Consider the following 14,262-nt stretch of genomic DNA (forward strand, 5'->3'; position numbering starts at 1 on the left):
ACGCGGCCCCATCGCAATTGAGAAAGTTCCCAGCGTATTGTGAGTGAAACTTTCAACGGCCGGTCGATGTGCGGCCACGTCGCATTGTCGCTCGTCGTGAGTTCCAGTCCGCACATTCTTCGGACATGCCTTTGTAGAGCGTGAGATTATAGGCGGAATTGATGAGGGAGACGTGGCTGAAGGCTTGCGGAAAATTGCCCATCTGATGCTTCGAGACGGGATCATATTCCTCGGCGAGAAGTCCGACATCATTGCAGAGTGCCACGAGACGTTCGAACATTGCTTCCCCCTCGTCGACGCGGCCCTGCATGACAAGATTGTCTACAAACCAGAAGCTGCACGCGAGGAACGCGCCTTCACCGGGTGGCAAGCCATCTTCAGTCTCGGTCGTCGCGTAGCGGTAGATCAATCCGTTGCGTAGAAGACGGCGTTCGATCGCTTCGACAGTGCCCTCTATTCGCGGGTCGGACGGCGGCAAGAAGCCGACGATCGGAAGTAACAACAGGCTCGCGTCGAGAAACTTCGAGCCATAGGCCTGCACAAAACTGTTCAGTTCGGTGTCGAAGCCGTTGCAACAGACGTCGTTGTGAATTTCGTCGCGCAACGCGCGCCATCGATCCAGAGGTGCCTCTTCGCCGTGCGCCTCGGCCCACCTCACCATACGATCGAACGCGACCCATGCGAGGACTTTCGAATGCACGAAATGCTGTCGGGGCCCTCGCACTTCCCAAATCCCTTCGTCGGGCTGGCGCCAGGCCGTTTCGAGGTGATCAAGGAGCGCGAGAGAGATTGCGTGCCAACGATCCGCAGGGGGTAATCCGTGCGCACGGGCTTGGTAGATGGCATCGGTGATCTCGCCGTAAACGTCGAGTTGGAGTTGAGTAGCGGCGGCGTTTCCGACTCGGACAGGGCGTGTGCCCCGGAAGCCAGGCAGCCATTCGACCTCCCATTCCTGCAGACGACGCTTGCCATTGATCCCGTACATGATCTGAAGTTGATCCGGGCTGCCTGCGATGGCCCGAACAAGCCAATCGCGCCAGTCGCGCGCTTCTTCGTAGTAGCCGGCGCTTCCGAGAGCGAGCAGTGTCAACGTCGCGTCGCGCAACCAGCAGAACCGATAGTCCCAGTTCCGGACGCCGCCCTCTTGCTCCGGCAGTGATGTCGTAGGGGCAGCGACGATGCCGCCGGTTGGAGCATAGGTTAAGCCTTTCAATACGGTGAGCGAGCGTTTGACGAGGGGTGTCCAAGTCCTGCGGAAACGCAGCGACTTGACCAGGCACGCCAATATGCTTCCGTGCTTTTGAGTGCGCCCTCAGGGTCCACCCCATCGGGCGGCTTGCGCTGTGAGGGACCGTAGCTCAAAACGAAGGGCACATTTTCACCTGCAGAAACGTGAAAGTCTGCGACTGTCGTTAGCTCCTCTCCACGCAAATCCACCGGCGCTCGCAGAATGACCATGTCGGGGCCGGCGATCGCACGGAGACTCTCGTCGAAACGTTCGACCCACGGGACAAAGGCGCCATACTCGAAGCGAACAATGAACTCCATATGCAGGGGGACATTCCCTTCGACACCGCGGACGATGCGGACCAGATCCGCGCTCTCGTCGTGCGGCGGCATGAAATCTATGAGTTCTGCGGTCCCACACGCCGTTTCGAATGTCGTGACGAGAACCTGAGAGCTGTCGATATACCGGCGTGTGATCCGCTTGGCAGGTGCTTTCGGCGCGATGAGCCATCGTCCGTGCTCGGGATTTCCCAAGAGAGCGGCAAAGCACGCACTGGAGTCGAAACGCGGCCAGCAAAGCCAATCGATCGAACCATTGCGTCCGACCAAAGCGGCAGATTCGCAGTCGCTGATCAGCGCGTAATCTTCTATCCACAGGGCATCAGGTTGGGACATGTTCCACACCTCCGACGGACGCGAGTGTGGCGAGCGCGGCCTTTTCGACGGCTGCGGCATTCCCCTTGAGAACCTCGAACTGGGTTTCTCTTCCATCTCGCCAGAAGTGGATATCGAACCGCGCTCGCCCGAGCCGCAAGTCCTTCAGCGTGATATCGGGCAACCAATCGGGCAGGACGGGATCGACGTAAATTTTGCCGCGAGGAGCGTCCTGCTGCAGTCCTAATAGCGCTTGAAGCAGCAGAAACGGCGTGCCCGCCGCCCAGGCTTGCGGGACATTGGCGCCGAGATATTGAACCGCGAAGCCATCCTCCTCGCGCTGCAGTCCACCATAAAGCTCCGGAAGTTGGTTCAAAAGGAAATGACTCGCCGCGCCGCTCACTTCCCGGGCGACCAGGGCGGCTTCGCGCGGAAAGCCATATCGCTTCATGCCGAGCGCGATGAGGGAATTATCGTGCGGCCAGACAGCGCCCGTCTGGTAATCATATGGGTTAAACGATGGATGATCCGCCGATAGCGTGCGGATGCCCCAGCCCGAAAGCATGTCCTTGCGCATCAAACGTTTTACGACCTGCTCTGCTCGCTCCGGCGCGATGATGCCCGACCAGAGACAGTGTCCCACGTTGGAAGCGACCGTCAGGACCTTCTTCTTTTCGCCGTCGAGCGCCAGGGCATAGAAGCCCAACTCCTCATCCCAGAAATCTTCGTTGAACTTTTGGAACAGGCGGTGCGCCTTCCGGCGCAAGACGCCGGCGCGCCGGCCATTGTCGAATGCTTCGTAGATCTCGGCCATCCGAAGCCATGCATCGTAAACGTAGCCCTGCAATTCGCAGAGTGCCTTGGGTCCCTCGACCAGAGTCCCGTCGGGATAAACAATCGAATTACCGGCGTCCTTCCAGCTCATGTTTTCGTAACCGGCGGATGAGCGCGTCTGGTATTCCTGAAATCCATCGCCGTCGCGATCACCGTATTTATCGATCCAGTCGAGGCAGGCTTCTGCGGTGGGAAGAAGTCGCTCGATAAGATCCGCGTCACCACTCGCCCGCCAGGCGGCATGCAGTGCCACGAGATATAGCGGCGTAGCGTCGGCCGTGCCATAATACGGCGTATGCGGAATTTGGCGAAAATGGGCCAGCTCTCCGTAGCGAAGTTCGTGCAGAATTTTCCCCGGTTCCGCGTCGCGATAATCATCACGTTCATGCGCTTGGTACTGCGCCAAGACGTCGAGCGTTCCTTCTGCGAATTCGGGATAGACGATCATGGTCTGCAACGAAGCGATCAATGTATCGCGGCCGAATAAAGTCAGGAACCAAGGCAAACCCGCTGCGGGAACAAATACCATTCCGCTTGTTCCCTTGAGCGGCAACCGCAGCGCTGCCATATCGAGTACGCCTTGATTGAAGTTTCGGTAGAACTCCTCGTTGCTGGTCACGATCTTGAGAACTGTGGTTTGCCATTCAGAAATTTTCTGGGAGTGGCGCGCCTCGCTGCTTGTGTCGATGCACCCGCGCGGCGCAAGAATGCGTTCCTTCCCGTCAATGAATTCGTAGTACAGACAGCGATGCCAAACGTCGCCCGGCTTTAAGGCGATCTCGAAAGTCAGCCGGCCATTGGCGTAGACGGCATGTTCACCGTCGCCGGCGTCCGCTCGCACGATAATTTCGCGATGGAAATCTCTATTCCGGTAACTGTCGTGGACCATCTGTCTCTGCGGCGACCACGTCGTCGTTATAGAGCCGCGACGAACGACAGCGTTGGCTTTCACTTCGAATATGTCGGCGAAATCCGCGCGAATGGCGATTTCCAAGTTGAAGCGGACGGCTCCGAGTCCATTGTTGGAGACGTAGATGTCTTCGTGCATTCCTCCTTCGATATGACGGCCGATGAGTAAACCCAGCGTGCGGGCCGCGATGGGTCCGTCTTCGGTCATGAAGCTCGGGTTCGTCGCGTGGATGCGAGCGGCGTGAGACGCCACGGCGCCGCCGTTCAGCAGATCCCATTTCTCGCCGTTTACGTAGATCGCCCACGTACTGATGAGCCGGGTATCGCGGAAATAGAGTCCGTGGTTGCCGGGAGATTTCACTTGGCCATCGGGACGCGTGACGAAAACCGTCTGCCCCTGATGAATGGCAATTTGGGCCGGACCGACCTGTACTTTGAACGACATCGAAGAAGCCAGCGAGAGAGGTTGTGGCTTTTAGAAAGCCGCCACGTCTGGAACGAGTTGAGCCCCGATCCGTTTCCCCCCTAGACGTCGATCAATGTGGCGGCTGTCGTGCCGGCCCTGTTCGTAAGGTCTGTTTTTCAGCCTGCTCCAGCTGCCGCCATTCGACGAATAGTCTTCTGGATCTGCCCAATGAGCCGCGGCACCGCAACAAAACCACAAGTTTCGCCATTTGAACTTAATATCGATGATGTGTGCATCAATACGATCCGCACGTTATCCATGGACGCCGTGCAAAAGGCGAACTCCGGTCATCCCGGCACGCCAATGGCTCTGGCGCCCCTCGTTTATACTCTTTGGCAGCGCTTTCTGCGCTTCGATCCCGACAATCCAGGTTGGCCCAATCGGGATCGCTTTGTTTTATCGAACGGCCACGCCTCGATGCTTCTCTACGCTATTCTGCATCTCGCAGGAGTGAAAGAGCGCGACGCCAAAGGAGGTAGACCGGACGGCTTAGCCGTCACGTTGGAAGATATAAAAGCCTTCCGCCAGCTCGACAGCAAATGTCCGGGACACCCGGAGTATGGCCGCACGACCGGCGTCGAAGCGACGACGGGGCCGCTAGGGCAGGGCTGCGGCATGAGTGTGGGCATGGCTCTCGCGGGGAAGTGGTTGGCGAAGAAGTTCAATAAGCCCGGCCTCACCATATTCGACTACGATGTTTTCACGGTCTGCGGCGACGGCGATATGATGGAAGGCGTCGCGAGCGAAGCAGCCTCGCTCGCCGGTCATCTGATGCTCGGCAATCTTTGCTGGATCTATGACAACAATCGCGTGACCATCGAGGGCCACACGGATCTCGCTTTTAGCGAAAACGTCGGCGCCCGCTTTCTGAGCTACGGTTGGAACGTCGACCGCGTAGGCGATGTTAACGACACCGAAAGGCTTGCGCAGGCGCTGACGAAATTCCGCGAGACGCCCGATGTTCCGTCGTTGATTATCGTCGACAGCCATATTGGCTACGGCGCTCCGCACAAGCACGATACCAGCGCGGCGCATGGCGAACCGCTAGGCGAGGAAGAAGTTCGTCTGGCAAAACGCAGCTACGGTTGGCCAGAGGATGCGACGTTCCTTGTCCCGGATGGTGTAACGAAGCATTTCGAGACGGGTATCGGGGCGCGCGGCAAACAAGCCTGGCAAGCTTGGAACAAAATTCTCAAAGACTTCAGAACCAAGTATTCCGAGCTCTCTGCGGAATACGACCTGCTCGAATCCATGGGCTTACCGCAAGGATGGGATGCGGATCTCCCGAGCTTTCCTGCCGACGCAAAAGGCCTGGCAACACGCGCCTCTGGAGCCAAGGCATTAAACGCGATCGCTGCGCATGATCCACTCCTCATCGGCGGCGCTGCCGACCTTGCTCCCTCGACGAAAACCAACATCGAGGGCGGCGGCGACGTCGAGGCAAACAACTACAGCGCGCGGAATTTGCATTTTGGCATTCGCGAACATGCGATGGGCGCCATCGTCAACGGGCTCGTGCTGAGCGGTTTGCGAGCTTACGGGTCCACCTTCCTCAATTTTTCAGACTACATGAAAGCGGCCATTCGCTTGAGCGCGTTGATGGAGGTCCCGGCGATATTCGTCTTCACGCACGACTCGATCGGGCTAGGCGAAGATGGTCCGACGCATCAGCCCATCGAACAGCTCCTGGCTTTGCGCGGCATTCCGGGGCTCGTCACATTGCGACCTGCCGATGCGAATGAAACGGTCGAGGCCTGGCGCGTGATGCAGCTGAAGAAGCACCCCGCCTGTCTCGCTCTTAGCCGCCAACCCCTGCCGACCTTCGATCGCAAGACGTACGCGTCCGCGAATGGCGTTGCACGCGGTGCCTATGTGATGGCGGACGCCAAGCAGGGCACACCCGCGGTGATCCTGATTGGCACCGGAAGCGAGGTCTCGATCTGCGCAGAAGCGTTCGAAGAGTTGAAGCGAAAGGGCGTTGCAGCGCGGCTCGTCAGCATGCCGTCTTGGGAGCTGTTCGAAGAACAGGATGACGCGTATCGCGAGAGCGTCTTGCCGAGAAGTGTCAAGGCGCGTGTTTCCGTCGAAGCAGGATCGGTGATCGGGTGGGATCGGTATGTCGGCCCTGATGGCGCGCGGATCGGAATGCGTACGTTCGGAGCGTCGGCTCCGGTGAAGGATACAATGCGTAATTTTGGCTTCACCGCAGAAGCCGTTGTCGCCGCAGCCAAACACCAGTTGGCGCTGATTGAGGGGGGCGCGAAGTGAACCGGCTGAAACAACTCGAAAGCTTCGGCCAATCGATCTGGTTGGATGATCTGAAGCGCGACCTCATCACGAGCGGAAAACTTCGTTCGCTCGTCGAACGTGATGGCCTGAAAGGTATCACGTCGAATCCATCGATTTTTGAAAAGGCCATCGCCGAGACCGATGAGTATGCCGATGCGCTGAAGAAATTCCAGGCGCGCGGCGATCATCGCGTCATTGACATCTACGAGCATTTGGCGCTGGCCGATATTCGGGACGCGGCGGATGTATTTCGCACCGTGTACGATCAGACCGGCGGGCGGGACGGCTATGTTAGCCTCGAATGCTCGCCCTATATTGCTAACGATACCGAGGCGACCGTTGCTGAAGCGAAGAGGCTTTGGGCCGCGGTCGACCGCCCGAATTTGATGGTGAAGGTCCCCGGCACACCCGCCGGAATCCCTGCCATACGCAAGTTGATCGGCGCTGGCCTCAATATCAATATCACGCTGCTTTTCTCGATCGCCGTCTACGAGAGGGTGTCCGACGCTTTCATTGCGGGCCTCGAAGACTTTTCCAAGACCGGCGGCGACGTATCGCGCATCGCGAGTGTTGCAAGCTTTTTTGTCAGTCGCATCGATACCGCGGCGGACAAGAAATTGGACGCTCTCGCGGACAGAAAAATCGCAGATGCATTGCGCGGCAAAGTGGCGATCGCCAATGCGAAGCTCGCGTTCGAACGATACAAGTCGATTTTCTTAAGCGAGCGTTGGCACCGGCTTGCAGGAGCCGGAGCCAAAACCCAGCGTTTGCTATGGGCTTCGACGAGTACGAAAAATCCCGCGTACAAAGACACTCTTTACGTCGAGGCTTTGATCGGACGCGATACGGTCGACACGATGCCGCCCGCGACGATGGATGCGTTCCGCGATCATGGAGATGCAAAGGCGGACGCCATCGAAGATCGTATCGCCGATGCCCGTTCTGTTCTTGCGACGCTCGACAAACAAGGGATTTCGCTCAAGGATATTACGGATCAGCTCGTTGTCGATGGAGTGCAGCAGTTCGCCGACGCCTTCGACCAGCTTTGCGGGGCCATCGCGCGAAGGCGCCTCGCTTTGCTCGATGGCGATCACATTGGCCAGAAAATCTCCGCGGGCTTTCCCGCGATTCAGGCTGCCATTGACCGGGAACGCGACGTTTGGCGCAAGAAGGGCCTTGTAAGATCTCTTTGGTCCGGCGACGCCGCGCTTTGGACCAACAAGGGCGAAGAAAAATGGGTCGGCTGGCTGCAGATTGTCGATCGGGAGCTTCGAGACGTCGGCGCACTCGAGGTCTTCGCGAACAACGTGAGACGAGCAGGTTTCAGTGATGCGGTTCTTCTCGGCATGGGCGGGTCCAGTCTTGGACCCGAGGTGATCGCCGAGACGTTTGGCCGCCAATCGGGATGGCCGCTTCTGCATGTGTTGGACAGCACGGATCCCGCGCAAATCCACACGATCGAAGAAGCGGTGCAGTTGGACAAGACGATCTTCATCGTTTCGTCGAAGTCGGGGAGCACTGTCGAGCCCAATATTCTCCTCGATTATTTCTTTGCACGCGTCAGCGCGGCGATCGGCAGGGAGCATGCTGGATCGCATTTCGTCGCTGTGACGGATCCGGGCTCCTCGCTCGAGAAACGCGCGAAGCGATCAGGCTTCCGTCACATCTTTTATGGCTTGCCGGGCATCGGCGGCCGCTATTCGGTGCTATCGAATTTCGGGCTCGTTCCGGCCGCTCTCATGGGCGTAGATATCAAGCGCCTGCTTGAAACAGCATCGGTCATGGAGCGATCGTGCGGTCCTGATGTTCCGCCTTCCGAGAATCCCGGCGTCGAACTTGGCATTGCGCTCGGCGTTGCCGCCGCCTCATTCGGCTGCAACAAGGTGACGATCGTCGCGTCACCCAAGATCGATGATCTTGGTGCATGGCTCGAACAGCTGCTCGCCGAGAGTACCGGCAAAGACGGACGAGGGCTTATCCCGCTCACGGACGAGCCGCTAGGCACACCGGACAAGTACAGCGCAGATCGGTTTTTCGTTTACGTCGAGCTCGAGGGAATGGCTGATAGTTATCAGCGCGAGGCGATTTCGGCATTGGAAGGGGCCGGCCATCCCGTTGCACGGATCACGGTTAAAGACATCTGGCATCTCGGACAGGAATTCTTCCGCTGGGAGATCGCGACCGCAGTCGCCGGCGCGGTTATCGGTATCAATCCGTTCGATCAACCGGACGTCGAGGCGAGCAAGGTCAAGACGGCGGCGTTGACCACCGCGTACGAGAAAACACGGGAGCTGGTGGTCGAGCATCCGCTTTTTCGCGAGAATGGAATTGCTGTCTATGCGGATCCGCTTAATGCGTCTGCGCTCGGCCGCCACAATACCCTTCAAGGCATATTGAAGAGCTATTTCGACCGCGTAGAACCGAACGATTACGTTGCCATTCTCGCCTATATCGAGCGCAACAACGCCCACACGAGAACGATGAGCGCGATGCGTGAAAGCATTCGCGACAAAACGCATGCTGCAACCTGCCTTGGCTTTGGTCCGCGCTTTCAGCATTCGACAGGCCAGGCTTACAAAGGCGGACCGAATACCGGCGTTTTCATGCAAATTACGAGCGATGACCCGGACGATATCGAGATACCGGGGCACCGTTTGAGCTTCGGCGTCGTGAAGGCCGCGCAGGCGCAGGGCGATCTCGATGTTCTCGTCGAGCGGGGCCGGCGCGCCTTGCGAATTCATCTGAAAGATGTCGATGCCGGACTGGCGGAGTTGGAGCGAGCGGTCGCCGACGCGCTAGCCTGACCCCGGCGAGCCAAATGGAGTTTGCGGTCATGGAGATCGGCGTTATTGGCCTCGGCCGCATGGGCGGCAATATCGCACGCCGGCTGATGAAGGCTGGCCATCGCTGCGTCGTATACGATGTCGACTCCAAAGCGCGGGACGCGCTCGCGCAGGTGGGCGCTAAGGCGGCAGCATCGCTTGAGGGCGTTGTCACCGCGCTGACCGGCAAGCCACGTGCTGTCTGGATCATGTTGCCGGCCGGGCGGATCACGGAAGAGACGGTCGAGAATTTCGCGCGGATTCTCGCGGCCGGCGACATCATCATCGATGGCGGCAATTCATTTTATAAGGACGATATCAGGCGCGCGAAGCGATTGGCTGAACTCGGCGTCCATTATGTGGACTGCGGGACGTCCGGTGGCGTTTGGGGCTTGGATCGTGGCTATTGCCTTATGATCGGCGGTCCGAACGAAGCCGTCGAGCACCTCGATCCAATCTTTGCAGCGCTCGCTCCTGGATTGGGCGACATCCCGAAGACCCCTGGCCGAGCCAAATACGATCAGCGCGCCGAGCGCGGCTACGTCCACACTGGGCCCGCGGGCGCCGGGCATTTCGTCAAGATGATCCACAACGGCATCGAATACGGGCTGATGCAGGCCTACGCCGAAGGTTTCGATATCCTGCGCAGCAAGGACTCGGCCGAACTGCCCGAAGAGGAACGGTTCACGCTGAACATTCCGGATATCGCGGAAGTTTGGCGTCGTGGCAGCGTCATATCCTCCTGGCTTTTGGACCTCAGCGCAGCCGCTCTGGCGAAGGATCCGCAACTCAAAAGCTTTTCGGGATTCGTCGAGGACTCCGGCGAAGGCCGCTGGACCATAGAGGCGGCAATCGAACAGGCGGTGCCGGCCGAAGTTCTTTCGAGCGCGCTCTACACGCGTTTCCGGTCGCGGCAGGAGCACACCTTCGCCGAGAAAATGCTGTCGGCCATGCGTCTCGGATTTGGCGGACACATCGAAGGCGGCGAGCCCGGAGTTCATGCACCGGAAGGTCATGCAACTGCACAAAACGCAGCAGAGTAGAAAATGACAGTCGATACGCTCGTCCGGCCTTCTCAAACCTCAGCACTGATAAAGTGCCCGCAGTATCGCAAGCCGAAGCCGGCTGATCCGTGTGCGATGGTGATTTTCGGCGCCTCGGGTGACCTGACGAAGCGGTTGATCGTCCCGGCGCTGTATAATTTGGCTCGGACTGGACTGCTCCCTGCGCAATTCGCCTTGATAGGCGTGGCGCGAAAGGAAATTACAGCAGAAAGCTGGCGCGACGAACTCTACGACATGCTCAAGCATTTTGTCGGGGATTCCGCAGGAGAGTTCGAAATCGATCGTGTCGATGAGGCGGCATGGAAGCGCCTCTCGCAGTCCATCTCATACTTGCAGGGTGATCTGAACGATCCGGAGATGTATGCCGGCCTTCGTCGCGAACTCGATAGGGTCGAAAAAAACCTCCGCACCCACGGGAACGCGATTTTCTACCTCGCAGTGGCGGATCAACTATTCGGACCGACGGTGGATCAGCTCGGCAAGGCTGGGCTCGCGGAGCAGTCCGAGGATCGTGACGGCAAACAACGCCGTTGGCGCCGGGTCGTTATCGAAAAACCTTTCGGCCATAGCCTCGACTCGGCGCGCCGGCTCAACACGCGCATCCGCAGAACTTTGCAGGAGGACCAGATCTACCGGATCGATCACTTCCTCGGAAAAGATACCGTTCAAAGCATTATGGCCTTCCGCTTCGGCAATGGGATCTTCGAGCCGATCTGGAACCGCGACCGCATTGATCACGTGCAGATCACGGCGGCCGAGACGTTGGGCGTTGAGAAACGCGGCGCCTTTTACGAAGCGACTGGTGCGCTTCGCGATATGATTCCGAACCACGCATTCTCACTGTTGTCGATGGTGGCCATGGAACCGCCTGTGGGCTTCGACGCGGCTTCCATTCGCAATATGAAGGCTGACGTCCTTGCTGCCATCCCCGCGATCGATCCCAAATGTCCGGTGCGCGGCCAATACACCGCCGGCAAAGTGCTCGGCAAGCCGGTACAGGGATATCGTCAGGAGCCGAACGTTGCACCGCAGTCGAATGTCGAAACATACGCCGCACTGAAGGTCGAGATCGACAATTGGCGGTGGGCGGGCGTTCCCTTCTTCATTCGCACGGGAAAGCATCTGGTTGCGCGCAATACGGAGATCGCCATTTGCTTCAAGCCGGCGCCTTATACGGCTTTCCAGAATACGCTTGTCGACGCGCTGCGCCCTAATTGGTTGGTGTTGAGCATCGCACCGGAGGAAAGCATTTCTCTGCAATTTGAAGTCAAGCGCCGCGGACCTGTCGTCGATCTCGCAGCGGTCAAAATGGATTTTTGCTACAACGATTGGTTTTCGAAGGAGCCGAACGTCGGGTACGAGACGTTGCTCTATGACGTGATGATCGGCGATCAAACGCTCTTCATGCGCGCGGACATGATTGAGGACAGCTGGCGCATCGTCCAGCCTGTGCTCGATGAGTGGAGCAAGAAGCCAGCAGATATTCCCACCTATCCATCAGGCAGCAATGGCCCTGTTGCGGCCGACGAGTTGTTGACACGCGATGGCAATCGCGCCTGGCGTCCGATCGATCAACCAGCGAAATGCAACAAATGAGTGGGAACCGCGCCATACGTCTGCTGCTTGCCGATGTCGACGGCACTCTCGTGACAACCGAGAAGGTCCTGACGGAAGCGGCCAAGCATGCTGTTCGCGATCTCGATGATGCGGGCATCACCTTCGCGATAACGAGCGGTCGTCCGCCGCGCGGAATGGCCATGCTCGTCGCGCCTCTCGCGATTCGCACGCCAATAGCTGCGTTCAACGGCGGCATCTTCGTGAAGCCAGATCTCTCGGTGATCGAAGCCCATCTTCTCCCGCCCAAGGTGGCTGCGCATACGCTTCAATTTCTCATGGACCGGGGAACAGACGTCTGGGTTTACACAGAGGACGAATGGCTGATCCGGGACAGCCGCGCTCCGCACGTCGAACGCGAGACGAACACCGTGAAATTCGGACCGAAAGTCGTCAGATCCTTTACTGCCGATCACCTTTCGCACTGCGCCAAAATAGTCGGCGTGTCCGACAATCCGAAGCTCATCACGGATACCGAACGCGCTTTGGCACATGATTTGGGGCGAGACGCCAGCGTTGCGCATTCTCAGCCCTATTATCTCGACATCACGCCTTCTGAAGCCAACAAGGGCAGCGTGGTCAAAACGTTATCGAGGCTTCTCGGGATTCCGGCGGCAGAGATCGCAACGATCGGCAACATGCCCAATGACATCCCTATGTTCAATGAAAGCGGCTATTCGATCGCGATGGGCCAGGCAAGCGACGACGTCAAGATCAAGGCGGACGCGGTCACTGACAGCAACGAAAACGAAGGGTTCGCCAAAGCTGTGAGCCGATATGTCTTGGCTCAAACAGGAGTTCAGTAATCGGCTTCGCGGCAAAGAGACATGCCGAGTTCTGGTGTTTCGTTGCTCAACAGGAATGCAGGTTCGTGACTGAATTTCCGAAGATAAAATATGAGACCGTCGCGGATGCCGACGCGCTCTCGAAGCAGGTTGCCGACTGGCTGCTCGGCCTAGCCGCTGGAACTTCGGGCACGGTTGCCATCTGTTTGTCTGGTGGGAATACACCGCGAAAGCTTTATGGGCGACTGGCCGGAGCGCCTTACCGGGATCGTTTTCCATGGTCGCGAACACATTTTTTCTGGGGCGACGAGCGCTTCGTGCCTCACGACGATCCGCTGAGCAACTATCGGATGACAAATAACGCCTTGCTCTCGAGGGTGCCGATCCCGGCGGCCAACATTCATCCAATTCCCACGGAGGGTCTCACTCCGGAAGAATCCGCACAGCGATATGAGCAGGAACTGAAGTCATTCCATGAAGCGACCCGCGGCGAGACGATGCGACGGCTGTTTTATGTAACGCTCCTCGGTCTCGGCGAGGGCGGCCACTTGGCATCGCTCTTTCCCGGAACAGATGCACTGCAGGAGCGAGAGAAATGGGTCGTCGCTGTCTCCGGCGTCAAAGCGGAGACACGCATCACGCTGACCTATCCTGCTCTCGAGAACAGCGCAAACACCGCGTTCCTCGTCGCGGGCGAGGGAAAAAATAAGGTGCTCGACCGGTTTCGCCGCCACGATGAAACGCTACCCGCCGTGCATTTCAAGCCTCTCGGAGAACTGCGGGTCGTTGCCGACGAGAGGGCCGCCGGAGCACGCGATTTGCATGAACGCACCCAAAATTGATGGGAGCCGCGCCGAGGCGAGCGGTCCCCTCACGCTTGCAATCGATATCGGAGGAACCGGACTCAAGGCATCGGTTTTGGACAGCGCCGGTCGAATGATTGCGCCAAGAGTTCGCATCGATACGCCCCATCCGTGTCAGCCTGAAACTCTTTTGGCGGCGCTCGAGAGACTGGTCGCACCGCTGCCGCCAAGCGACAGGATCTCTGCAGGCTTTCCAGGTGTAGTTCGCGACGGACATATCCTGACGGCGCCGCATTTCGACGGACCGGGCTGGTCAAACTACGCTCTTGCGCAAGCTCTATCGGAGCGCTTCGGCAAGCCGGCACGGGTTCTCAACGACGCCGAAGTGCAGGGACTTGGCATCATCACCGGAAAGGGTTTGGAAGTCGTGCTGACTTTGGGGACCGGCATTGGGAGTGCGATATTCTCCAACGGACGGCTCACGCCGCATCTCGAACTTGCTCATCACCCGATACACAAGGATGAAACGTACAATGAGTATGTCGGTGAGGCCGCTCGGAAAGCTCATGGCCGCGAGAAATGGAACAGCCGCGTTCGCCATATGGTAGATGTGGTCTCGTCACTCATTCATTTCGACGTTCTGTATCTTGGTGGCGGAAACTCGGTTCACGTCGAAGCCCGCGATTTGCCGCCGAACGTCCACATCGCGTCGAACGATGCCGGCATTACCGGCGGGGTGCGGCTTTGGCAGGAGCCCGTCTGGGATTCGGTTTCTCAACAAACCTGACGCGCGGG

At 58.5% G+C, this 14,262-nt stretch carries 8 protein-coding genes and 1 pseudogene; 7 read left to right on the forward strand and 2 right to left on the reverse strand.

Features of this window, described 5'->3' with window-relative positions; all coding sequences use genetic code 11:
• Nucleotides 1-52 precede the first annotated feature (52 nt).
• Both K2Q04_RS01380 and K2Q04_RS01385 read right to left on the reverse strand, forming a co-directional pair.
• Nucleotides 53-1,902 (reverse strand): annotated as a pseudogene (locus K2Q04_RS01380) (glycoside hydrolase family 15 protein).
• On the reverse strand, nt 1,889-4,069 hold the full coding sequence (locus tag K2Q04_RS01385; RefSeq protein WP_291158222.1) for a glycogen debranching N-terminal domain-containing protein: 2,181 nt from the start codon (nt 4,067-4,069) through the stop codon (nt 1,889-1,891). The pseudogene K2Q04_RS01380 and the gene K2Q04_RS01385 overlap by 14 nt, the downstream one beginning before the upstream one ends.
• A gap of 189 nt (nt 4,070-4,258) precedes the next feature.
• Here K2Q04_RS01385 and tkt point away from each other — a divergent pair, with 189 nt between their 5' ends.
• The 7 genes from tkt (at nt 4,259) to K2Q04_RS01420 (ending at nt 14,254) form a co-directional block, all read left to right on the forward strand.
• Entirely contained in the window at nt 4,259-6,358 is a 2,100-nt protein-coding gene (tkt, locus tag K2Q04_RS01390; protein WP_291158224.1) for a transketolase, read from the forward strand.
• Complete coding sequence (locus tag K2Q04_RS01395) at nt 6,355-9,183, forward strand: bifunctional transaldolase/phosoglucose isomerase (RefSeq protein ID WP_291158226.1); 2,829 nt, start codon at nt 6,355-6,357, stop codon at nt 9,181-9,183. The genes tkt and K2Q04_RS01395 overlap by 4 nt, the downstream gene beginning before the upstream one ends.
• Nucleotides 9,184-9,212: 29 nt before the next feature.
• Complete coding sequence (gene gnd / locus K2Q04_RS01400; protein ID WP_291159095.1) at nt 9,213-10,244, forward strand: phosphogluconate dehydrogenase (NAD(+)-dependent, decarboxylating); 1,032 nt, start codon at nt 9,213-9,215, stop codon at nt 10,242-10,244.
• A 96-nt stretch (nt 10,245-10,340) separates the two neighbouring features.
• Nucleotides 10,341-11,861: a glucose-6-phosphate dehydrogenase gene (gene zwf, locus K2Q04_RS01405; RefSeq protein WP_291159097.1), complete on the forward strand. Its 1,521-nt coding sequence runs from the start codon at nt 10,341-10,343 to the stop codon at nt 11,859-11,861.
• A complete protein-coding gene (locus K2Q04_RS01410) occupies nt 11,858-12,685 on the forward strand; it encodes a Cof-type HAD-IIB family hydrolase (protein ID WP_291158229.1) in 828 nt (275 codons plus the stop codon). The genes zwf and K2Q04_RS01410 overlap by 4 nt, the downstream gene beginning before the upstream one ends.
• 65 nt (nt 12,686-12,750) lie before the next feature.
• Nucleotides 12,751-13,506, forward strand: coding sequence for a 6-phosphogluconolactonase (pgl, locus tag K2Q04_RS01415; RefSeq protein WP_291158231.1), 756 nt, complete (start codon nt 12,751-12,753; stop codon nt 13,504-13,506).
• A complete protein-coding gene (locus K2Q04_RS01420) occupies nt 13,487-14,254 on the forward strand; it encodes an ROK family protein (protein WP_291158234.1) in 768 nt (255 codons plus the stop codon). The genes pgl and K2Q04_RS01420 overlap by 20 nt, the downstream gene beginning before the upstream one ends.
• The last annotated feature ends 8 nt before the right edge of the window (nt 14,255-14,262 follow it).

The sequence above is a fragment of the Hyphomicrobium sp. genome (genome assembly GCF_019753045.1).
Classification (GTDB): Bacteria; Pseudomonadota; Alphaproteobacteria; order Rhizobiales; family Hyphomicrobiaceae; genus Hyphomicrobium_B.